Below are 19,855 nucleotides of genomic sequence, written 5' to 3' on the forward strand. Positions count from 1 at the left end.
TATTTTTTCTCTCCCCACACCCCATTTCATCCCACTCTTCCGACGGCCGGCTTCTTTATTTCTTTAACCCCCCCCCCCCCTTCTCGGGGGTGTGGGGGGGTGCGCCCCCCCCCCCACGGAGAGGGGACTGCGCCCTACGAAGGCCCCCTCTCCGGCCGCTTCGCGGCCACCTCTCCCCCGCTTCGCGGGGGCGAGGAACCCAGGTCTTGACCGGCCATACCTCACTTCTTCGCGAACAATCAGCGCCACGACGGCCAATGTTGCTTGCGGCCCCTTGCGGCCCTTCGGAAGCCGCTCTAGCGTCGATGGAGTTCAAAAAACGTCAAAAAGTGAGAGAAACGCCGATGCTGCCGGGCCTCAAGGCCGGATTCACGCTTGACGCCCAGCTGGAGGCCGACAGCGAACAGCTGATGTGGCTCGGCCTGTGCGAATTGCGCGTCATGAACGACCGCCGCTGGCCGTGGCTGCTGCTGGTGCCGCAGCGGCCGGGCATCGAGGAAATCCACGACATGACGCCGCTGGACCAGGCGATGCTGACCTTCGAGACCAACATGGTGGCGCTGGCGCTCAAGCGCGTGACCGGCTGCACCAAGATCAACACCGGCGCACTCGGCAACATCGTGCGCCAGTTGCATGTACACGTCATTGCGCGCTCGGAAGGCGATCCCGGCTGGCCCGGACCGGTATGGGGGCACGGCCTGCGCGAGCCCTATCAGCGCTCCGACCTTCGCAAGTTTGCGGAAAAGATCAAGGCAGCGCTATAAGCCTCTCCCGTGTCCATCTTGAACCTTCCCGAGTCTGCATGAGCTTTCGCCTGTTTGACGCGCCCTTGCGCGAGCCGAGCCAGTTCGTCGGCTTCGCCGGCAACATTATCGACCGGCAATCCGAAAACCGCGCCGACGATTCCGTCGAAAAGGCGCTCGCCGATCCCTCGGCGCGGCTTTTGCTGATGCGTGGCGGCCGGCTCTATCTGAAGCTTGCGCAGGGCGCATTCGACCCCTGGTTCGGCGCGGCCGAATGCCGGCCGCTCGAGGCATCGCTCGAAAATGGCGTCCTGCTCGGCTTTTCCGAAAGCGGTCCGGTGCTGGCGGTGCCGGCCGGGGTCGAGCCCGAGCAGCTTCCCGAGACGATCAAGGCGATCGACTATCGCTCGGTCTATATGCAGGGGCTGATCGACGAAGCGGCGGCCGGCGCGCTGGCGCAAGGGGCGGCGCTGCTCGCCTGGCATGCCAGCCATCGCTTCTGCAGCAAATGCGGCACCGAAGCCGAGATGCGGGCGGGCGGCTACAAGCGGCATTGCCCGGCCTGCGGTACGGAGCACTTTCCGCGCACCGACCCGGTGGCGATCATGCTGACGGCAACGCGCGAAAAATGCCTGCTCGGCCGCGGCCGGCATTTCGGGCCCGGCATGTATTCGGCGCTCGCCGGTTTCATCGAGCCGGGAGAGACGATCGAGGCGGCGGTGCGCCGCGAAACGCTGGAGGAAGCCGGCATCAGGCTTGGCCGCGTCGTCTACCACGCCAGCCAGCCCTGGCCGTTCCCCTATTCGCTGATGATCGGCTGCTTCGGCGAACCGCTCAACGACGATATCCAGCCCGACCTCAACGAGCTGGAAGATTGCCGCTGGTTCTTTCGCGACGAGGTGCTCTCGATGCTGGCCCGCGAGCATCCGGGCGGCCTGGTGACGCCGCCGAAGGGGGCGATCGCCTATAACCTGATCCGCGCCTGGGCCGACAGCGCATAACAGGATCGACATCGCAGGAGCAGAAAATGATCCGTCACACCGTCGTGTTCACGCTGAAGCACCCGCCGCATTCGCTCGAGGAAAAAAGGTTCCTCGCCGACGCCAAAAGAATCCTCACGGCGATTAAGGGCGTCACGCATTTCGAGCAGTTGCGGCAGGTCAGCCCCAAGAACGACTACCGCTTCGGCTTCTCGATGGAGTTCGCCGATCAGCGGGCCTATTCCGGCTACAACGATCATCCCGACCACGTCGCCTTCGTCCGCGACCGCTGGATCCCGGAAGTCGAGGCGTTCATGGAGATCGACTACGTGCCGCTCGGCTGGGGCTGAGACTGAGAAGCGGCGCTCTAGAAAATCAATATCCCGCGTTGCGGTCCACGACATTTTCCAGCGCTTCGCCGCGCTCGAAGGCGTCCATCTGACGCAGCATGATCGGCGCCAGGTGGACCGGATCGGAGGTTGCCGCCGCGTGCGGCGTCACGAATACTTTCGGATGGCTCCATAGCGGGCTGGTCTTCGGCAGCGGCTCGACCTCGAACACGTCGAGGCTGGCTTCCTTCAGCGTGCCGTCGTCAAGTGCGCGCAAAATGTCAACGTCCTTCTGCAGCCTGCCGCGCCCGGCATTGATCAGCACCGACCCGCCGAGGCCGTTGCGCTTGCGCAGCTCCTTCAGCACGCCGTGGTTGATGATGCCGTGCGTCTGCGGCGTCAGCGGCAGAAGCACCACCAGGATGTCGGTGGCGTTGAGGAACGGGATCAGGCCGGCCTCGCCCGCGTAAGTCGAGACCCCTTGCATCGGCCGGTCGCTGCGCGACCAGCCATTAACGGGAAAGCCGAGCGACAACAGCACCGATACCGCCGCGCGGCCAAGCGTGCCGAGCCCCATAATGCCGACCGAGATGTCGCCGGCCGGCCGCTGCTGCGGTTCGTGCCAGATCTTCTTTTGCTGCTGGGCGCGGTAGAGCATGCCCTGGCGATGGTGGTCGAGCACCCGCCAGACGACGTATTCGGTCATGTACTGGGTCAGGTTGTCGGCCACCACCTTGACGACCGGTACGTCGGGCAAGGTGGGATCGGCGAAAATGTGGTCGACGCCCGCGCCGATCGAGAAGATAGCCCGCAGATTGGGCAGCGACGACAACAGGTTCGGCCGCTGTTTCCACACCACCGCATAGGTGATCGACGGATCGCCGGCGCCATTCGGCTCGAGCACCACTTCGCGCTCCGCCGACAGTAGTTCGCGCCAGCGCAGCGGATGAATACCGGTGAGGGCGAGCAGGATGCGGCCTTTTTCCATTGCGGATTGTTTTTCCCTTTTTACCAACAGCTTTCGCGTCCCGACGCGCAAGGGCGCGGCAGCGTTTTGATTTTGTGCATGATCTCTGGCGAAAATCTACTCGCTGACGATGCCGACCGGCGCCGTTTCGATCTTGAAGGCGGCCGAGATCAACGCCTTTGTGTAGTCGGTCCGCGGGTTGCCGAAAATCTGTTCGGAAGGACCGGCCTCGACGATCCTGCCGTTGCGCATGACGATGACTTCGTTGGCGAGCGCGCGGATGACCCTCAGATCATGGCTGATGAAGAGGTAGGCGAGGTCGTGCTTGGCCTGCAGGCTGCGCAAGAGGTCGACGACCTGCGCCTGCACGCTCATGTCGAGCGCCGAGGTCGGCTCGTCCAGCATGACGAAACGCGGGTTGAGCACCATGGCGCGCGCGATGGCGACGCGCTGGCGCTGGCCGCCGGAGAATTCGTGCGGATAGCGGTTGCGCGTCGCCGGATCGAGGCCGACTTCCTTCAGCACGTCGACGACACGCTCGTCGCGCGCATCGGGCGACAGCTTCGGCTCGTGGATCTTCAACCCCTCCTCGATGATCTCGGCGACCGACATGCGCGGACTGAGCGAACCGAACGGATCCTGGAAGACGATCTGCAGCTCGCGCCGCAACGGCCGCATTTCGTTGAAGGACAGCTGATCGATGCCGCGTCCGTTGAACTGGATGGTCCCGGTCGACGAGATCATCCTGGCCAGCGCCAGACCGAGCGTCGTCTTGCCTGAGCCGGACTCGCCGACGACGCCAAGCGTCTGACCGGCCCGCACGGTGACGTCGATGCCGTCGACTGCCTTCACATTGTCGACGGTGCGCCGGAAGAAGCCCTTCTTGATCGGAAACCAGACCTTGACGTCCTTGCCGACCATCACCGGCTTGGCGGCCTGGTTGGCCGCCGGCGGCTTGCCTTTCGGCTCGGCGGCAAGCAGATGCCGCGTATAGGCGTGCTGCGGATTGGCGAATATCTCCTTGGTCGGGCCGGTCTCGACGATCTTGCCCTTGGTCATCACGCAGACCCGGTCGGCGATCTTCCTGACGATGCCGAGATCGTGGGTGATGAACAGCATCGACATGTTCTTGCGGCTTTTCAGGCCGGCCAGCAATTCGAGGATCTGCGCCTGGACGGTGACGTCGAGCGCCGTCGTCGGCTCGTCGGCGATCAACAGTTCAGGCTCGTTGGCGAGCGCCATGGCGATCATGACGCGCTGACGCTGGCCGCCGGAAAGCTGGTGCGGATAAGCGTCGAGCCGTTTCTCCGGTTCGCGGATGCCGACCTCGTGCAGAAGTTCCAGCGTGCGCGCCTTGGCTTTGCGGTCCCCCAGCCCCTGGTGCAGCTTCAGCACCTCGACGATCTGCTGCTCGATCGTGTGCAGCGGGTTGAGCGAGGTCATCGGCTCCTGGAAAATCATGGTGATCTTGTTGCCACGCACGCGGCGCAGGTCTCTCTCGTCCGCGGCAAGCAGGTCGGCGCCGAGGAACAGGATCTTTCCCGACGGGTGGCTGGCGGTCGGATAGGGCAGCAGCTTCAGCACCGACAGCGCGGTGACCGACTTGCCGGAGCCGGATTCGCCGACCAGCGCCACCGTCTCGCCCTTGGCGAGGTCGAAGGAGATATGGTCGACGGCGATCGACTGGTCGCCACCTTGCGTGAAGGCGACGCTGAGATCCTGGACCGAGAGCAGTGGGGTTTCGCTCATCTGAACGTCTTGCGCGGATCGAAGGCGTCGCGCGTCGCCTCGCCGACGAAGACCAGCAGCGACAGCATCAGCGAGATGACGACGAAGCCGGAAATGCCGAGCCAGGGGGCGTTGAGGTTGCGCTGCGCCTGCTTCAACAGCTCGCCGAGCGAGGCGGAGCCGGGCGGCAGGCCGAAGCCGAGATAGTCGAGCGAGGTCAGCGTCGAGATCGAGCCGCTGAGCAGGAACGGCAGGAAGGTCAGCGTCGCCACCATGGCGTTGGGCAGCAGATGCCGGAACATGATGGTGATGTTGGACACGCCGAGCGCGCGCGCCGCATTGACATATTCGAAATTCCGGGCGCGCAGGAACTCGGCCCGCACCACGCCGACCAGTGCCACCCACGAAAACAGCAGCATCAATCCGAGCAGGATGAAGAAGCCGGGCGGCAGGATGGCGGCGACGATCAGGAGCAGATACAGCACCGGTATCGCCGACCAGATCTCGATGAAGCGCTGGAACAGAAGGTCGGTCCAGCCGCCGAAATAGCCCTGCAGGGCGCCGGCCGCCACACCGATCAGCGCCGAGCCGGCAGTCAGGATCAGGCCAAACAGCACCGATATCCTGAAGCCGTAGATGACGCGCGCCAGCACGTCGCGGGCCTGGTCGTCGGTGCCCAGCCAGTTCCAGTTGCCGACGTTGCAATTGGGGTCCGCTTCGCCTTTCGGATACTGGTTGCAGCGCGTCTTCTTGTCGTAGAGCCAGGACGGCTTGGTGGGTGCTGCTTCGGGAATAGCGTTGTTGACGGTCTGGTAGGAGTAGCGCACCGGCGGCCAGACCATCCAGCCGTTGGCATTGATCTCGTCCTGGATGACCGGGTCGCGATAGTCGGTGACCGCGTAGAAGCCACCGAACTTCTCCTCGGGATAGGCGACCAGGACAGGAAACAGGATCTCGCCCTTGTAGGAGGCGATGATCGGCTTGTCGTTGGCGACCAGTTCGGAAACCAGCGACAGCACGAACAGGAACAGGAATATCCACAACGACCAGTAGCCGCGCCGGTTGGACTTGAAGTTCTGCAGGCGCCGCTGGTTGAGCGGCGACAGGAAGGGCCGCGCGATCCGAGGCGGCGCCGTTTCGGCTGCGGCTTGCGCCATCAGACGTCTCTCCGCTCGAAGTCGATGCGCGGATCGACCCAGGTGTAGATCAGGTCGGACAGCAGCCCGACGAACAGGCCAAGCAGCGAGAAGATGTAGAGATTGGCGAAGACCACCGGATAGTCGCGCTGCACGACCGAGTTGAAGCCGAGCAGGCCGAGGCCGTCGAGCGAAAAGATGTTCTCGATCAGCAGCGACCCGGTGAAAAAGGCCGAGATGAAGGCGCCGGGAAAACCGGCGATGACGATCAGCATGGCGTTGCGGAAGACGTGGCCATAAAGCACCTGCCGCTCCGACAGGCCCTTGGCGCGGGCGGTGACCACATATTGCTTGCGGATTTCCTCGAGGAAGGAATTCTTGGTCAAAAGCGTCGTCGTGGCGAAGGCCGACAGCACCAGCGCCGTCAACGGCAAGGTCATGTGCCAGAAATAGTCGACGATCCGCGCCGGCCATGACAATTGGTCCCAATTGTCCGAGGTGATTCCGCGCAACGGGAACCAGTCCCAGAACGAGCCGCCGGCAAACAGCACCATCAGCAATATGCCGAACAGGAAACCCGGAATGGCGTAACCGACGATGACGACGCCGCTGGTCCAGACGTCGAAAGTGGAGCCGTCCTTGACCGCCTTGCGGATGCCGAGCGGGATCGAGATCAGATACGACAAGAGCGTAATCCACAGCCCGATCGAGATCGACACCGGCATCTTTTCCAGGATCAGGTCGAGCACCGATATGTCGCGGAAATAGCTGTCGCCGAAATCGAAGCGGAGATAGTTCCACAACATCATGCCGAAGCGCTCGAGTGGCGGCTTGTCGAAACCGAACTGCTTCTCCAGTTTCTTGATGAATTCCGGGTCGAGCCCTTGGGCGCCGCGGTATTTCGAGCCGACGTCGCCGGCGACATCGAAATTGGCGCCGCCGGCATCACCCCCGCCGCCGCCGAGGCGATCGCTGCCGCCCTGGTTGGTCAGCCTGGCGATGACCTGCTCGACCGGCCCGCCCGGCGCGAACTGGATGACGGCAAAGGACACCGCCATGATGCCGAACAGGGTCGGGATCATCAACAGGATGCGGCGCAGTATATAGGCGCCCATCAGATGTTTTCTTCCTTGAGGAGGACCATTGCGCCCAAGCCAATCGCCTCAGACCAATTTTCAACATTGGCGCCGCCCCTCATTGTCCTGCCGGACATTTCTCCCCGTATAGGGACGGGGAGAAAGGGGCTGGCCGCAGTCTCGGCGCCTTTGTTGCGACGTTTGTAGTTGGCGAAATCCCCGGCGAAGGCACCCCTCTCCCCGTCGCTATACGGGGAGAGGATGCCGGCAGGCAGGTGAGGGGCGGCGCCAACGCCCGCAAGAAATTCAGCCTTTGCCAATCTTTGCCGCCTTGTCTTTGTCGAACCACCACGACGTCTCGACCGGGAAGTCGTAATCCGGCTTTTGAGCGGGAAAGCCGAACATGTCCCAGAACGCCGCTCGGTGATTCGCCAGATGATATGTTGGAATCCAGTCTAGCCGCGCGCGCAAGACCCGATCGAGCGCATTGAGCGCGGTGACGAGTTCGATGCGGCTCTGCGCCTTGCCGGCTGCCTCGATCAGCGCGTCGATGGCTTTGCTTTCCGTACCGGGATAGTTGCGCATCCCCGGCGTTTTCGCCATCTGGGAAGCATAGAGGATCTCCAAACCGTCAGCGGTGGGCGTCGCCCCGATCGACCATGCGAGCATGTTGAAGTCGAAATCGTAGCTGCTCTGCCGCGCTTCGAATTGCGTCGAGTCGACCTGCCGGATCGAAGCATCGATGCCGATCGCCTTCATATTCTCGGACCACGGCGCGAAAATGCGAACCAGGCCCTCGTCCTCGGCCAGCATTTCCACCTGCAGTCGCTCGCCCTTGTCGTTGACGACGAAATTGCCCGCTCGCTTCCAGCCGGCTTCGGCGAGCAGCCTCGAAGCCTCGCGCAGCAGCTTGCGGTCGTGTCCAGAACCGTCGGAGACGGGTTGCATCACCGGTTCGCCGAAGGTCTCCGGCGGCAACTCGGCTCGAAACGGCTCCAGGAGTTTCAGTTCCTGGGATGAGGGCAGGCCCTCGGCCTTGTAATCCGATCGCTCGAAGTTCGATTGCGAACGCTCGTAAGAACCGAAAAACAGCACCCGTTTGGTCCATTCGAAGTCGAAGCAATAGGCGATTGCCCGTCTCACGCGTACGTCGCGGAACTGAGGGCGGCGCTGGTTCAGCGCGGCAGCCTGCATGGAGGGCGTTTTCTCGCCGGGAAATTCGCGTTTGAGGACCCTGCCATCCTTCAGCGCGGGAAAATCGTAGCCGGTCGCCCATACCCGCGCGGTGAACTCCTCGCGAAAATGCGTATCCCCTTTCTTGAACGCTTCAAATGCTGCCTGGCGATCAAGATAGAAATCGATACGGATGCGGTCGAAATTATTCAGCCCGCGGTTCAAGGCCAGATCGCGGCCCCAATAGTCGGCGACGCGTTCATATTCGACAGTCTGCCCGGCCACGACCCGCCCCATTCGGTACGGCCCGGAGCTGAGCGGAGGGGTCATCGTCGAGGCGTCGAAATCGTTGGCCGTATAGAAAGCTTTGGACACGATCGGCATTGCGACGACGGCGAGGATATTCTGCGCGGACTGCTGGCCGTTGAAGGTAAGGTTGACCGTAAGCGGATCGACTGCGACCGCATTCGTCATATGCCGCAGCGCTTGGGAAAGGTTCGGATGTCCCCGGTCTTTGTAGAGGTTCAAGGCGAAGGCAATGTCTTCGGCGGTCAGCGGCGAGCCATCATGGAAACGCGCTTGCGGCCGCAGGCTGAAGCGGTAGCCATTGCGGTCCTGCGACAAGGTGACGGATTCGGCCAGCAGGCCGTAGACCGCATCCGGCTCATCGACTGCCCTTGCCATCAGCGAATCGAAGCAGAGCTCGGTACGCGGCGGCGAATCCCCTTTCAGCACCAGCGAGTTCAGCGTGTTGAAAGTCAGGAAGCTCTGATTGAGGGTGGAGTTCGGCGGAGCGAAATTCATCCGGCCGCCCTTGGGAGCGTCCGGATTGACATATTCGAAATGCGTGAAATCCGGAGGATATTTGAGATCGCCGAAGGCCGACAGGCCGTGCAGTTTCACGCCGGTCGGAATCGTGGCGAAAGCCCGGCCTGGCAGCAGCGCTGCGGCCGCGGCGGCACCGCCCAGGGCGAGGAAGTCGCGACGGGGCAGCGCCGCCATCAATTGCCACTCTTGTATTTGGCCGCCAGCGCCTTTTCCTTGACCGGATCGATCCACCAGGAATTCTGGTCGACGCCGATATAGGCGGGCTGCTTTTCCGGCATACCGAACTTGTTCCAGTAGGCCAGCCAGACCACGGCGCGGTAATATTGCGGCACGACGTAGAAATTCCACAACAGCACCCGGTCGAGTGCATGGGTGGCAGCAACCAGATCGTCGCGGTCGGTGGCATAGATGATCCGGTCGACCAGCGCATCGACGACCGGGTCCTTGATGCCGGCGTAATTGCGCGATCCCGGCGAATCGGCGGCCTTGGAGCTCCAGAAATCGCGCTGTTCATTGCCGGGAGAGTCCGACTGGCCGAGTATCGAAGTGACCACGTCAAAGTCGAAATGGGTGACGCGGTTGATATACTGGGTCTGGTCGATCAGGCGCAGCGTCGCGTCGACGCCGATCTTGCGCAGATTGGCGATATAGGGGCTGGCGATGACCTGGTCGGTGTCGTTCCAACCGAGGATCTCGAATTTGAACGGTTCGCCGGTCTTGGCGTTGACCATCTTGCCGCCCTTGATGACCCAGCCGGCCTTGGCGAACAGATCGACCGCCGTCTTCAGGTATTTGCGCTCAGCCTGAGGGGTGTCGTAGACCGGCAGCTTGAATTCCTGGGTAAAGACTTCAGGCGGCAGCTTGTCGCGGTACTCCTCGAGTATTTCCAGTTCCTTGCCTTGCGGCAGGCCGCTCGACGCCAGTTCCGTGCCCTGGAAATAGCTGCTGGTGCGGGTGTTGGAACCGAAGAACAGGGTCCGGTTCATCGTCTCGAAGTCGAACGGGTACATCAAGGCGGCGCGCACCAGGCGATCTTGGAACAGCGGGCGCCTGGTGTTGAGCATGAAGGCCTGCATCGGCTCGGGCGACGCGGTCTTGAATTCCTTCTTGATGACGTCGCCGGCTTGGACTGCCGGGAAATTATATGCCGTGTTCCAGCGCCTCGAACTGTTCTCCGGCTTGATGTCGTCAAGCCCGCCCTTGGTGAAGGCCTGCCAGGCGGCATTGTCGTCGAGAAAATAGGTGAAACGCTGCCTGTCGAAATTCTCGCGGCCGATTTTCACCGGCAGCTTGGCCGCCCAGTAATCGGGGACGCGCTGCCAGACGATTTCCGAACCCGGCTTGAAGCTGGCGATCTTATAGGCGGCCGAGCCGAGCGGCGGCTCCTGCGTTGGCCTGGTGACGTCGCGCTTCTTGCCGCTGGCGTCGGTGCCTTCCCACCAGTGCTTGGGCAGCACGACGAGATCGCCGATGATCTTCGGTAGTTCCCGGTTGCCCTTCTGGTTGAAATGGAACTCGACCTCGCGGTTGGAGATGGCGACCGCGTCGGTGACGTTTTCGAAATAGCGGCTGTATTGCGGGCTGTTGGCCTTCAGCACCTGGAAAGACCAGATCACGTCGTCGGTGGTGATCGGCTGGCCGTCATGCCATTTCGCCCGCGGGTCGAGCCGGTAGGTCGCCGAGGAATAGTCGGCCGGATATTTATAGGCATCAGCGATCAGCGGATGGCTGGTGCTGCCTTCGTCGGTCGCCTGCTCCATCAGCGTGTCGTAGAGCAGGCCGCCGCCGAACTGCGCGAAGCCGGCTGCCGGCGAACCCTGCACGATGTATGGATTGAAGCTGTCGAACGTGCCAAGCACCACGGAATTCACTGTGCCGCCCTTGGGTGCATCCGGGTTGACGTAGTCGTAGTGGTGGAAATTGTCGCCGTATTTGGACTCGCCGATCAGCGACGAGGTCGTGCGCCATTCGTCCGCTAAGGCCGCCTGCAGGCCGCCGGCAAAAGCAGCCAGCATCAGCACCGATTTCAGAAGCGTCCGCGCTCGGCCAACCGTCATGCGTTCTCCTCTTCGCGATATAGCGCCGTCACCATAGCGTCTGGGCCCAATCTAGATCATTTGGCGCCACTGAAAACCGCAACCGAGCGGCTTTGTCGTCGCATATGCATTTTTCCTAACGAAAAAGCCGGGCTGAACCCGGCTTTTTCAAGGATTATACCATTACAGTTTTGTTATTTTGCGGGTGCGACCGGAGCGGCGGGCGCCGCGCCTTCTGCCGGCTTGGCAGGGGCTGCACCTTCGGCCGGCTTGGCGGGCGCGTTTTCGGCCGAGGCGCCGGGCGCCGGCAGCGGCTTCGGATTGTCCGACAGCGTGCGCAGATAGGCGATGACGTTGGCGCGGTCCTCGTCCTTCGGCAGGCCGGCGAAGCCCATCGCGGTGCCCTTCACGAACTTCTTCGGCGAGGTGATGAAGTGGTTGAGATTGTCGTAGGTCCACTTCTCGCTGCCGCCCTTGGAGAACTCCTTCATGCCGGCCGAATAGGCAAAGCCCTCATGCTCGGCGACCGGACGGTCGATAATGTCCCACAGATCGGGGCCGACCTTGTTGGGGCCGCCCTTTTCGCCGGAATGGCAGGCCTGGCATTTCTTGAAGATGGCGGCGCCTGCTTCGGCGCTGGCGGTGGTCAGCAGCTCGGCGATCGGCTTGGCCTCTGCGGCGGGCGCGGCCGGGCCGCCTTCGGCGGGCTCGGTCGCCTCGATGGCGAAGCCGGGCTTTTCCGGCGCCGGCGAGGCAAACAGCGCGTCGGATACGATGCCAACGGAAAAGACGATGAACACCGTGCCGAGGAAAGCGGCGAGCAGCTTGTTGACTTCGTTGGAATCCATACGCCCCAGGCTCCCTTTTCCGGCGGACCGATCCGTCCACTCCGTCCGTCGGTATCGTGAACCACCCTGCGAGGCGGTCAAATCGCGCGGAAACTAGGTCTTTTGCTCCGGCGTTGCAACACCTATAAGGGCGCTGCCAGTGAGACCTTTTGCCACTTTTGTCCTCCTCTTTTTCGAGCCCCTGCCCGCCTCATGTCCACCCTCATCCTGATCCCGGCCCGCATGGCCTCGACCCGCCTGCCGGGCAAGCCGCTGGCCGACATCGCCGGCACTCCGATGATCGTCCACGTCGCCCGCCGTGCTGCCGAGGCCGGCCTCGGCCGGGTGGTCGTCGCCACCGATACGCAGAGCGTTGCGGAGGCGGTGCGCGCGCATGGTTTCGAGGCGGTGATGACGCGGGCGGACCACGAAACCGGCTCCGACCGCATCTTCGAAGCGCTGACCATTCTCGACCCTGGGAACAGCGTCGAGACGGTCGTCAATGTGCAGGGCGATCTGCCGACCATCGACCCCCTTATTATCGGCGCCGCGCTTAAGCCTTTCGAGAGCGCGGCGGTCGACATCGCCACGCTCTGCGTCGAGATCGTCCGCGACGAGGAAAAGACCAATCCGAACGTCGTCAAGCTGGTCGGCTCGCCACTCTCGGCGACGAGGCTCAGGGCGCTCTATTTCACCCGCGCCACCGCACCCTGGGGCGAAGGCCCGCTCTACCATCATATCGGCCTCTATGCCTATCGGCGCGCCGCACTCGAGCGCTTCGTTGCGCTGAGGCCGTCGCCGCTGGAGCGTCGCGAGCGGCTGGAGCAGTTGCGGGCGCTGGAGGCCGGCATGCGCATCGATGCGGAGATCGTGCAGTCGGTGCCGCTTGGCGTCGATACGCCGGACGATCTCGAGCGCGCCAGGGCGCTCCTTTCCAACTAAGAAGTTCTTCCCCCAATCCCCGAGACTCTGCGCATGCCTGAAAAGACCAACAAAATATCCTTCCAGGGCGAGCCGGGCGCCAATTCCGACACTGCCTGCCGCAACATGTTCCCGTCGATGGAGCCGTTGCCGTGCCCGACCTTCGAGGACGCCTTCAACGCGGTCGAGACCGGCAAGGCCGATCTGGCGATGATCCCGATCGAGAACACCATTGCCGGCCGCGTCGCCGACATCCATCACCTCTTGCCGGAATCGAAGCTGCACATCATCGGCGAATATTTCCTGCCGATCCACTTCCAGCTGATGGTGCTGCCCGGCGTCAGGCGAGACGAGATCAGGACCGTGCACAGCCACATCCACGCCCTCGGCCAATGCCGCAAATACATCCGCAAGAACGGCTGGAAGGCGACGGTGGCCGGCGACACCGCGGGCGCCGCCAAGATGGTCGCCGCGATGAAGGACCGCACCATGGCCGCGCTGGCGCCGGCCCTGGCCTCGACGCTCTACGGGCTCGACATCATCGAGGAGAATGTCGAGGATACCGACAGCAACGTCACCCGCTTCGTCGTGCTGACCAAGAACAAGCAATGGGCCGAACGCCCCTCCGCCGACGCCAGGATGATGACGACCTTCATCTTCCGCGTGCGCAACGTGCCGGCGGCGCTCTACAAGGCGATGGGCGGGTTCGCCACCAACGGCATCAACATGACCAAGCTGGAAAGCTACCAGCTCGGCGCGTTCACGGCGACGCTGTTCTACGCCGACATAGAGGGCCATCCCGACGATCCGCTGGTGAAGCTGGCGCTCGACGAGTTGCGCTTCTTCTCGCGCGAAATGCGCATTCTCGGCGTCTATCCCGCCAGCGCCTCGCGCGAGCAGTGGAAGGTGGCGGATTAGGATCCGGTCAGGTCAGGCCGAGCTTGTTCTGCTTGGGCGGCTTGCCGCATTCGCGGCGGCTGATCGACCGGTTCATGGCATCGATCTTGCCGCTTGCCTGGTCGGCGTCACGCCTGGCTTTTGAGCGCATATCCGGCGTGAACGGGCCAAAGCCCGTCGCCGGGTTGGAGAAGGACGGCTTGGCGTCCACCGGCAAATGATATTGCTGCGCCAGGCCGTTTCGTTGCGCCAGCAATTGATTGCAAGGCACCTTGTCGTATAGCAGCGAGGACTGGACGTTTTCGTCCTGCCGTTCGGACATCGAATTGCCGACGCAGCCGGCCATCGCCAGGCAAGACGCCAAGACCATCATGTTCCAGCGCATGAACGTGCTCCTTGTCTTTCGCAGCTGCCGCTCTCCTGCGCAGCGGCAGGAGTCTTAGCCAGATTTTACGCTGCCGGAAAGCAAGCTGGCCACGACGGCCAGCCCTTCGACCGGCTCGCGGCGATCCTGGCGGATGATGGTTGCCTGCAGCGACAGGACCGAAAAGCCGTCGGCGTCCAGAACCCGTTCTACATAGCTTTGCGAATGCGCGTAGCGGCGCGACGGCTGCAGGGCGAAGCCGGCGCTGCCGGACGATTCGCCGCCGGGGAACGTCTCGACGGAGAACGCAAACAGACCGCCGCCGGCAAGCATTCCGGCAATCTTGTTCACCACCCTGTCGAGTGCGCCGACATAGATGAACACATCGGCCGCCGTAACCAGATCGGCTTTCGGGCCGGAATAGCAAAACTCCTGCAGGTCCGCCTTGACCAGCAGATCGTAGACGCGTTTGGCGCGCGCCTGCCTCAGCATGCCGGCCGAGATGTCGTAACCTTCCAGCCGATCGGCGATCGGCCGCAGCTTCTGGCCCATGAGGCCGGTGCCGCAGCCGAGATCGAGCACCAGCGAAAACCGGCCCGGCCGTACTGCCCGGATGGCGCGGTCGAGGCATTCGGGGAGACGATAGCCGAGCCTGTCGACCAGTTCACCCTCGAAGCTCCCGGCATAGTGGTCGTACAGCGTCTCGACAAAGGCGCTGGGCGGCGCCGGGGCCGCCGCTGCCCTGCCGATCAATTGCAGCTTGAGCACCGCGCCGAGCCTGTCCGCCGGGTCGAGCCGCAGCGCCTTCGTCCAGGCCTGCGCGGCGAGATCGGGCGCGCTCGCTGCTTCCTGCATCTCGCCGAGGCGGAACCAGCCGGCCGCCCAGTGCGGCGCCAGTTCGAGCGCGCCGAGCAGCAATTCCGCCGCTGCCGCATGATCGCCGGATGCATAGAGCATTTCGGCATAGTCGGCGCGGCGGTCGGCGGTCAAATCGCCGGACGAGGTCTGGAGCGGTTTCATGGCGATCGGGTTCCGCCGGGTGTTTGCAGCCGGCTTGCGCTCTATGCTGGAGTCAGCAGTGACTTACAACAGGCTTCCCGCGCCGGAATTAGCGCCTATCTTGGGGCCATGCGCGCCAGCGACCTGCTTCATCCCCGGCCGGAAGGGCTGTATTGCCCGCCCGGCGATTTCTTCATCGACCCGGTGCGGCCGGTCAACCGGGCCTTGATCACACATGGCCATTCCGACCATGCCCGCTCCGGCCACCGCTCGGTGATGGCGACGCAGCAGACGCTCGATATTATGGGGCTGCGCTACGGCGAAGGTTTTGCCGGAACCACGCAAGCCGCCGTGCTCGGCGAGACGATTGCGCTTGGCGGTGTCACCGTCAGCTTTCACCCGGCCGGCCATGTGCTGGGCTCGGCGCAGATCAAGGTGGCGCATCAGGGCACATGCATTGTCGCGTCCGGCGATTATAAGCGCCAGAAGGATGCGACCTGCGAGCCGTTCGAGCCGCTCGAATGCGATGTCTTCATCACCGAGGCGACGTTCGGCCTGCCGGTGTTCCGGCATCCGCCCGATAGCGAAGAGATCGCGCGGCTGCTGAAATCGACCGAGCAGTTTCCCGAGCGCACGCATCTGGTCGGCGCCTATGCACTCGGCAAGGCGCAGCGCGTCATGCGTCTGCTGCGCGATGCCGGCTACGAAAAGCCGATCTACATCCATGGCGCGCTGGCCAAGCTCAGCGAGTATTACCAGAGCCAGAATATCGATCTCGGCACATTGGAGCCGGCGACCGTCGAGACCGGCGCGAAAAGCGACTTTGCCGGCGCCATCGTTGTCGGTCCGCCATCCGCCTTCGCCGATCGCTGGGCGCGGCGTTTTCCCGATCCGATGTCGTGCTTCGCCTCAGGCTGGATGCGCATCCGCCAGCGCGCCAAGCAGGGCGGCGTCGAGCTGCCGCTGATCATTTCCGACCACTCCGACTGGGACGAGCTGACGGCGACGATCAAGGAGACCGGCGCCGCGGAAATCTGGGTAACGCATGGCCGCGAGGAGGCGCTGGTGCGCTGGTGCGAACTCGAAGGCATCGCTGCCAGGCCGCTGCATCTGGTTGGCTATGAGGATGAGGGCGATTGATGGCAATCGTTGAACCACCAATCGCGGGCGCCGCATGAACCGCTTCGCCGAACTTCTCGACCGTCTCGTCCTGACGCCGTCGCGCAACGGCAAGCTGACGCTTTTGACCGACTATTTCCGCAGCGTCGAGGATCCGGATCGCGGGCTGGCGCTGGCGGCCATCACCGGCGATCTGTCCATCGCCGCGGTCAAGCCGGCGATGCTGCGGACATTGGTGATCGAGCGCATGGACCCCGTGCTGTTCGGCTATTCCTACGACTATGTCGGCGACCTGGCCGAGACCGTGTCGCTGGTCTGGCCGCAAGCGCCGGTCGACATTGCGAACCACGCGCCGACGCTGGCCGAGGTGGTGGCAAAGCTGCAGGCGGCGAGCCGCTCCGACGGGCCGCAGGTGCTGGCCCGGCTGCTCGACAGCGCCAGCACTTCGGCGCGCTTTGCTATCATAAAGCTGGTCACCGGCGGCCTGCGCATCGGCGTCTCGGCGCGGCTGGCCAAGCAGGCGCTGGCCGATTTCGGCAAGGTCGATATCGCCGAGATCGAGGAACTCTGGCACGGGCTGACGCCGCCCTATATCGCGCTGTTCGCCTGGCTGGAGGGCAAGGCGGAAAAACCCAGGAAGACGGCGCTGGCGCTGTTCAGGCCGGTGATGCTGTCGAATGCCGTCGGCGACGGCGACCTCGAAAAGCTCGACCCGGCCGACTACGCGGCCGAATGGAAATGGGACGGCATCCGCGTCCAGGCGGTTTGCGAAGGCGGCATTCGCCGGCTCTATTCGCGCACCGGTGACGATGTCTCCGGTGCTTTTCCGGATCTTGCCGAGGCGATGGATTTTTCCGGCGCCCTCGACGGCGAGCTTCTGGTCGGAGACCCCAGGCAGGCGACCGGCACCTTCTCGGACCTGCAGCAGCGGCTGAACCGCAAGAGCGTGTCACCCAGGATCCAGCAGCAATACCCGGCTTTCATGCGCTGCTACGATGCGCTGCAGATCGGTGACGAGGATGTGCGCGGACTTCCCTTCCGCGAACGGCGCGGCCGGCTCGAGGCCTTCGTCAGGACCCTCGATCCGAGCCGCTTCGATCTGTCGCCGCTGGTCGAATTCACCAACTGGCAGGCGCTGGAGGAATTGCGCCGCAAGCCGCTGCATCCGGTCATCGAAGGCGTCATGCTGAAGCGCTGGGATTCGCCCTATGTGGCCGGGCGGCCGAAGGGCCCCTGGTTCAAATGGAAGCGCGATCCGCACACGGTCGACGCGGTGCTGATGTATGCCCAGCGCGGCCACGGCAAGCGCTCGAGCTTCTATTCCGACTACACATTCGGTGTCTGGTCCGGGCCGGAAGGATCGGAGGAGCTGGTGCCGGTTGGAAAGGCCTATTTCGGCTTCACCGACGAGGAACTGAGGCAAATCGACAAATATGTCCGCGACAACACGATCGAGCGCTTTGGCCCGGTCCGCTCGGTACGTGCCGACCGCAGACAAGGCCTGGTGCTGGAGGTGGCGTTCGAAGGGCTCAACCGCTCGACGCGGCACAAATCCGGCGTTGCCATGCGCTTTCCGCGCATTTCACGGCTGCGCTGGGACAAGCCGGCGGCCGAAGCCGACCGCATCGAGACGCTGCAGGCGCTGCTCGACAGTTAATGCATGTCGCGCAAAAGTGTGCAGCGGTTTTGCGGTAACGACATGCGCCAAAACAAGAACCTAAGCGCGTCGCATGCGGCCGGTCGAACGCGACGCGCTTTAGGGAACGACTGAAACGCGGATCTCGTAAATGTCGACCGACTTGCCCTGCTTGTCGAAGTCGGAATTGATGGCGATGGTGCCGGCAGCACCCGGACGCTTGTCGGGAAAGCGCACGTCGAACAGATATTCATTGCGCTCACGACCGACCGCATAGCGCTTGCGGCCGCAGTCGCCGAGTTCGCCGAAATTGCAGTCGACGGAAATCTGCGTCTCCTGGCCCTCCTCGGAGCGCGCGATGATGTCGAATGTGGCATGCTTGCCGGCGAGTTTTTCCAGCACGCCTTGCCCGACGTCGAAGCTGATGGCCGAGCCGGATGCCCCCGAGCGGATGCGCAGGAAGGAACCGCTTTCGTCCTGGATGACGTCGGCCTTGGCGTCCGACGGTGCGTTGACCTGCGTCGGGTCACCCGGCGAAAAGACGTTGATCCAGTCGCGCGCCTGGTCCTGCTCGCCCTGCTTCGGCGGCGAAGCGGTGTCGTCCGGCGTGAAATCATCGCCATCGACCGTTGGCGGCGCTTCCGGCGGCGCCGTGTCGAGTTCGGTCGCCGATTTGAAGACGCCGGTCTGGTTGGCGAAATAAAGGCCGATGCCGGCGGCTGCGAGCAGCGTCACACCGAAGAAGATCGCGGTCAAAGGCAGGCGCCGCCGCCTCGCCCGCCGGTCGTCGCGGTCGGGCGTCACTTCCGCGTCGTCGATTTCGGCTTCGGTCGGAACCGAGGCCCCCATGTCGATCACCGGCGCCTCGGGAACAGGCGCATCGGGCATGATGTCGGGGACGACCGGCAGGACGCGCGACCGGGGCGCATCGGATTCAGGCGGCTGCGCCGGACCGTCAACGACGACATCGGGCGTAGGCTCGGCTTCGGCTTCGGTTTCAGCCGGAGGCTCCACCTCCGGTGCTGCCTCCAAACTGTCGGTCGGCGCGGCGACGTCGGCAACCGCCGGCAGGAATTCCGATTCGATTTCGGTGATCTTCGCCTGGACCGCCTTGCGGCGCTTGATGGCGACTTCCACGGTGACGTTTGGATTGGCCTGCAGGGCACGGTCGAGTGCCGCGAAAGCCGATCGATAGACCCGCTCGCGAAACGCCCGGTCGTCGGCATTGCCTTTCTCGAAGGCATTGCGGATCGCTTTTTCGATCGCGTCCAAGCGAATTCCCTCTGCAATTTCACTCACATTGTCATGATCGTTAGCCGCAGGCGACCAATCAATCAACAAGCGAGCGGCCGCATTCTGCCTTACCGAGGGGTACAAAACCGATTTCGGCGGTTTTCGGTAAAGGAATCAACATTTTTCGCTGATTTTCTGGTCACCGCCAACGTGGCGGTCGCGCGGCCTGCCGATGCGGCGTCACGCGGCCTATGGCGGATCGGTGCGGCGGAGGCGGCACGAATTACCTCGTCCTGAAATCGCGGCTGCCATCTTGAATTCGCGGCCGGTTGCGTCTATCACGCAGCCCATCTTGGAAGCTCGGCTTCCCGGGCCGCTTTAGCTCAGTTGGTAGAGCACATCATTCGTAATGATGGGGTCAGGTGTTCGAGTCACCTAAGCGGCACCAAAAACATCCAACAATATCAGTGATTTGAGGCAGTTTTACGCTGCAAGCCGTTCTCATCCTAGCAGCCATAGGCCACAGATAGCCACACAGAGCACCCCGCTTTTTTCGTTACGTTTGCCGAACCGGCTGCTGCCGGGACTCGCTCATCAGCGTTTCGCAACTAAGGATGAGTTGACGCCCGTACTGATTGGACGCCTCCATGACCGCCTTCTTGCCCACGCAAGATTGGGGCAAGCGCCGGAAACCCGGCCCCAGTCCGCCCCAGCCACCCACGACGAAGGCGACAGGCCACGTGAGCACCAAGGCTCCCATCCACGCCAGTCCTACGATCTCTGACGGAGCGGGTTTGAGTGCAGAACGTTCAGAACCGGTCGAGAGCAGGACCCGTTCAACGCCGCATGCGCCGAACAATTGT

At 63.3% G+C, this 19,855-nt stretch carries 18 protein-coding genes and 1 tRNA gene; 8 read left to right on the top strand and 11 right to left on the bottom strand.

All coding sequences use genetic code 11. From position 1 onward, the window contains the following. Positions 1–344: 344 nt before the first annotated feature. Genes NKI19_RS20900 through NKI19_RS20910 form a run of 3 tightly spaced genes read left to right on the top strand, consistent with a single transcriptional unit; the run spans position 345 to position 2,073 of the window. A complete protein-coding gene (locus tag NKI19_RS20900; RefSeq protein ID WP_023676868.1) occupies positions 345–764 on the top strand; it encodes an HIT family protein in 420 nt (139 codons plus the stop codon). A 38-nt stretch (positions 765–802) separates the two neighbouring features. Next, positions 803–1,744 (top strand): NAD(+) diphosphatase, encoded by a 942-nt coding sequence (nudC, locus tag NKI19_RS20905; protein ID WP_352488126.1) that lies wholly within the window; start codon positions 803–805, stop codon positions 1,742–1,744. 26 nt (positions 1,745–1,770) lie between these two features. Continuing rightward, a complete protein-coding gene (locus tag NKI19_RS20910) occupies positions 1,771–2,073 on the top strand; it encodes a Dabb family protein (RefSeq protein WP_023676866.1) in 303 nt (100 codons plus the stop codon). A gap of 25 nt (positions 2,074–2,098) precedes the next feature. On the opposite strand, the gene NKI19_RS20915 is transcribed toward NKI19_RS20910, so the two are convergent. The 8 genes from NKI19_RS20915 to NKI19_RS20950 all read right to left on the bottom strand — a co-directional run bounded on the left by NKI19_RS20915 (position 2,099) and on the right by NKI19_RS20950 (position 11,844). After that, entirely contained in the window at positions 2,099–3,040 is a 942-nt protein-coding gene (locus NKI19_RS20915) for a 2-hydroxyacid dehydrogenase (protein WP_352488123.1), read from the bottom strand. Between the two features lie 96 nt (positions 3,041–3,136). After that, on the bottom strand, positions 3,137–4,768 hold the full coding sequence (locus NKI19_RS20920) for an ABC transporter ATP-binding protein (protein WP_352488122.1): 1,632 nt from the start codon (positions 4,766–4,768) through the stop codon (positions 3,137–3,139). Further along, positions 4,765–5,904, bottom strand: a complete 1,140-nt coding sequence (locus NKI19_RS20925; RefSeq protein ID WP_352488120.1) for an ABC transporter permease — start codon at positions 5,902–5,904, stop codon at positions 4,765–4,767. Before NKI19_RS20925 ends, NKI19_RS20920 begins: the two co-directional genes overlap by 4 nt. Then, positions 5,904–6,998 carry a microcin C ABC transporter permease YejB gene (locus tag NKI19_RS20930; protein WP_352488119.1) on the bottom strand — a complete coding sequence of 365 codons (1,095 nt, stop codon included), beginning with the start codon at positions 6,996–6,998 and terminating at the stop codon, positions 5,904–5,906. Before NKI19_RS20930 ends, NKI19_RS20925 begins: the two co-directional genes overlap by 1 nt. After that, on the bottom strand, positions 6,998–7,279 hold the full coding sequence (locus NKI19_RS20935) for a hypothetical protein (RefSeq protein ID WP_352488118.1): 282 nt from the start codon (positions 7,277–7,279) through the stop codon (positions 6,998–7,000). Before NKI19_RS20935 ends, NKI19_RS20930 begins: the two co-directional genes overlap by 1 nt. Further along, positions 7,266–9,134, bottom strand: coding sequence for an extracellular solute-binding protein (locus NKI19_RS20940; protein WP_352488117.1), 1,869 nt, complete (start codon positions 9,132–9,134; stop codon positions 7,266–7,268). The genes NKI19_RS20935 and NKI19_RS20940 overlap by 14 nt, the downstream gene beginning before the upstream one ends. Next, complete coding sequence (locus NKI19_RS20945; RefSeq protein WP_352565181.1) at positions 9,134–11,017, bottom strand: extracellular solute-binding protein; 1,884 nt, start codon at positions 11,015–11,017, stop codon at positions 9,134–9,136. Before NKI19_RS20945 ends, NKI19_RS20940 begins: the two co-directional genes overlap by 1 nt. 173 nt (positions 11,018–11,190) lie before the next feature. Further along, complete coding sequence (locus tag NKI19_RS20950; protein WP_352488114.1) at positions 11,191–11,844, bottom strand: c-type cytochrome; 654 nt, start codon at positions 11,842–11,844, stop codon at positions 11,191–11,193. Between the two features lie 192 nt (positions 11,845–12,036). Between NKI19_RS20950 and NKI19_RS20955 the strand changes: the two genes are divergently transcribed. Together NKI19_RS20955 and NKI19_RS20960 are read left to right on the top strand one after the other, a co-directional pair. Beyond that, a complete protein-coding gene (locus NKI19_RS20955; RefSeq protein ID WP_352488113.1) occupies positions 12,037–12,765 on the top strand; it encodes a 3-deoxy-manno-octulosonate cytidylyltransferase in 729 nt (242 codons plus the stop codon). Positions 12,766–12,798: 33 nt separating this feature from the next. Beyond that, positions 12,799–13,662 (top strand): prephenate dehydratase, encoded by an 864-nt coding sequence (locus NKI19_RS20960; protein WP_023717847.1) that lies wholly within the window; start codon positions 12,799–12,801, stop codon positions 13,660–13,662. Positions 13,663–13,669: 7 nt separating this feature from the next. On the opposite strand, the gene NKI19_RS20965 is transcribed toward NKI19_RS20960, so the two are convergent. Continuing rightward, positions 13,670–14,026, bottom strand: coding sequence for a hypothetical protein (locus NKI19_RS20965; protein WP_352488111.1), 357 nt, complete (start codon positions 14,024–14,026; stop codon positions 13,670–13,672). Positions 14,027–14,080: 54 nt separating this feature from the next. After that, positions 14,081–15,025, bottom strand: a complete 945-nt coding sequence (locus NKI19_RS20970; RefSeq protein ID WP_352488109.1) for a methyltransferase domain-containing protein — start codon at positions 15,023–15,025, stop codon at positions 14,081–14,083. Between the two features lie 108 nt (positions 15,026–15,133). Here NKI19_RS20970 and NKI19_RS20975 point away from each other — a divergent pair, with 108 nt between their 5' ends. After that, the gene (locus NKI19_RS20975) at positions 15,134–16,144 is read left to right on the top strand and encodes a ligase-associated DNA damage response exonuclease (protein WP_352565183.1); all 1,011 of its coding nucleotides are present in this window, start codon (positions 15,134–15,136) and stop codon (positions 16,142–16,144) included. Between the two features lie 34 nt (positions 16,145–16,178). Continuing rightward, positions 16,179–17,780 carry a cisplatin damage response ATP-dependent DNA ligase gene (locus NKI19_RS20980; RefSeq protein ID WP_352565185.1) on the top strand — a complete coding sequence of 534 codons (1,602 nt, stop codon included), beginning with the start codon at positions 16,179–16,181 and terminating at the stop codon, positions 17,778–17,780. Positions 17,781–17,879: 99 nt separating this feature from the next. On the opposite strand, the gene NKI19_RS20985 is transcribed toward NKI19_RS20980, so the two are convergent. Then, positions 17,880–19,031, bottom strand: coding sequence for a hypothetical protein (locus NKI19_RS20985; protein ID WP_352488105.1), 1,152 nt, complete (start codon positions 19,029–19,031; stop codon positions 17,880–17,882). Between the two features lie 333 nt (positions 19,032–19,364). Between NKI19_RS20985 and NKI19_RS20990 the strand changes: the two genes are divergently transcribed. Continuing rightward, positions 19,365–19,440, top strand: a tRNA-Thr gene (locus NKI19_RS20990). The last annotated feature ends 415 nt before the right edge of the window (positions 19,441–19,855 follow it).

Source organism: Mesorhizobium sp. M0751, from assembly GCF_040320265.1.
In the GTDB taxonomy this organism is placed as follows: domain Bacteria; phylum Pseudomonadota; class Alphaproteobacteria; order Rhizobiales; family Rhizobiaceae; genus Mesorhizobium.

Excerpts from the sequence above, each read along its gene's own strand:
- NKI19_RS20900 (WP_023676868.1), top strand. The coding sequence starts at position 345 with ATGCTGCCGGGCCTCAAGGCCGGATTCACGCTTGACGCCCAGCTGGAG.
- nudC (WP_352488126.1), top strand. The coding sequence starts at position 803 with ATGAGCTTTCGCCTGTTTGACGCGCCCTTGCGCGAGCCGAGCCAGTTC.
- NKI19_RS20910 (WP_023676866.1), top strand. The coding sequence starts at position 1,771 with ATGATCCGTCACACCGTCGTGTTCACGCTGAAGCACCCGCCGCATTCG.
- NKI19_RS20915 (WP_352488123.1), bottom strand. The coding sequence starts at position 3,040 with ATGGAAAAAGGCCGCATCCTGCTCGCCCTCACCGGTATTCATCCGCTG.
- NKI19_RS20920 (WP_352488122.1), bottom strand. The coding sequence starts at position 4,768 with ATGAGCGAAACCCCACTGCTCTCGGTCCAGGATCTCAGCGTCGCCTTC.
- NKI19_RS20925 (WP_352488120.1), bottom strand. The coding sequence starts at position 5,904 with ATGGCGCAAGCCGCAGCCGAAACGGCGCCGCCTCGGATCGCGCGGCCC.
- NKI19_RS20930 (WP_352488119.1), bottom strand. The coding sequence starts at position 6,998 with ATGGGCGCCTATATACTGCGCCGCATCCTGTTGATGATCCCGACCCTG.
- NKI19_RS20940 (WP_352488117.1), bottom strand. The coding sequence starts at position 9,134 with ATGGCGGCGCTGCCCCGTCGCGACTTCCTCGCCCTGGGCGGTGCCGCC.
- NKI19_RS20945 (WP_352565181.1), bottom strand. The coding sequence starts at position 11,017 with ATGACGGTTGGCCGAGCGCGGACGCTTCTGAAATCGGTGCTGATGCTG.
- NKI19_RS20950 (WP_352488114.1), bottom strand. The coding sequence starts at position 11,844 with ATGGATTCCAACGAAGTCAACAAGCTGCTCGCCGCTTTCCTCGGCACG.
- NKI19_RS20955 (WP_352488113.1), top strand. The coding sequence starts at position 12,037 with ATGTCCACCCTCATCCTGATCCCGGCCCGCATGGCCTCGACCCGCCTG.
- NKI19_RS20960 (WP_023717847.1), top strand. The coding sequence starts at position 12,799 with ATGCCTGAAAAGACCAACAAAATATCCTTCCAGGGCGAGCCGGGCGCC.
- NKI19_RS20965 (WP_352488111.1), bottom strand. The coding sequence starts at position 14,026 with ATGCGCTGGAACATGATGGTCTTGGCGTCTTGCCTGGCGATGGCCGGC.
- NKI19_RS20970 (WP_352488109.1), bottom strand. The coding sequence starts at position 15,025 with ATGAAACCGCTCCAGACCTCGTCCGGCGATTTGACCGCCGACCGCCGC.
- NKI19_RS20975 (WP_352565183.1), top strand. The coding sequence starts at position 15,134 with ATGCGCGCCAGCGACCTGCTTCATCCCCGGCCGGAAGGGCTGTATTGC.
- NKI19_RS20980 (WP_352565185.1), top strand. The coding sequence starts at position 16,179 with ATGAACCGCTTCGCCGAACTTCTCGACCGTCTCGTCCTGACGCCGTCG.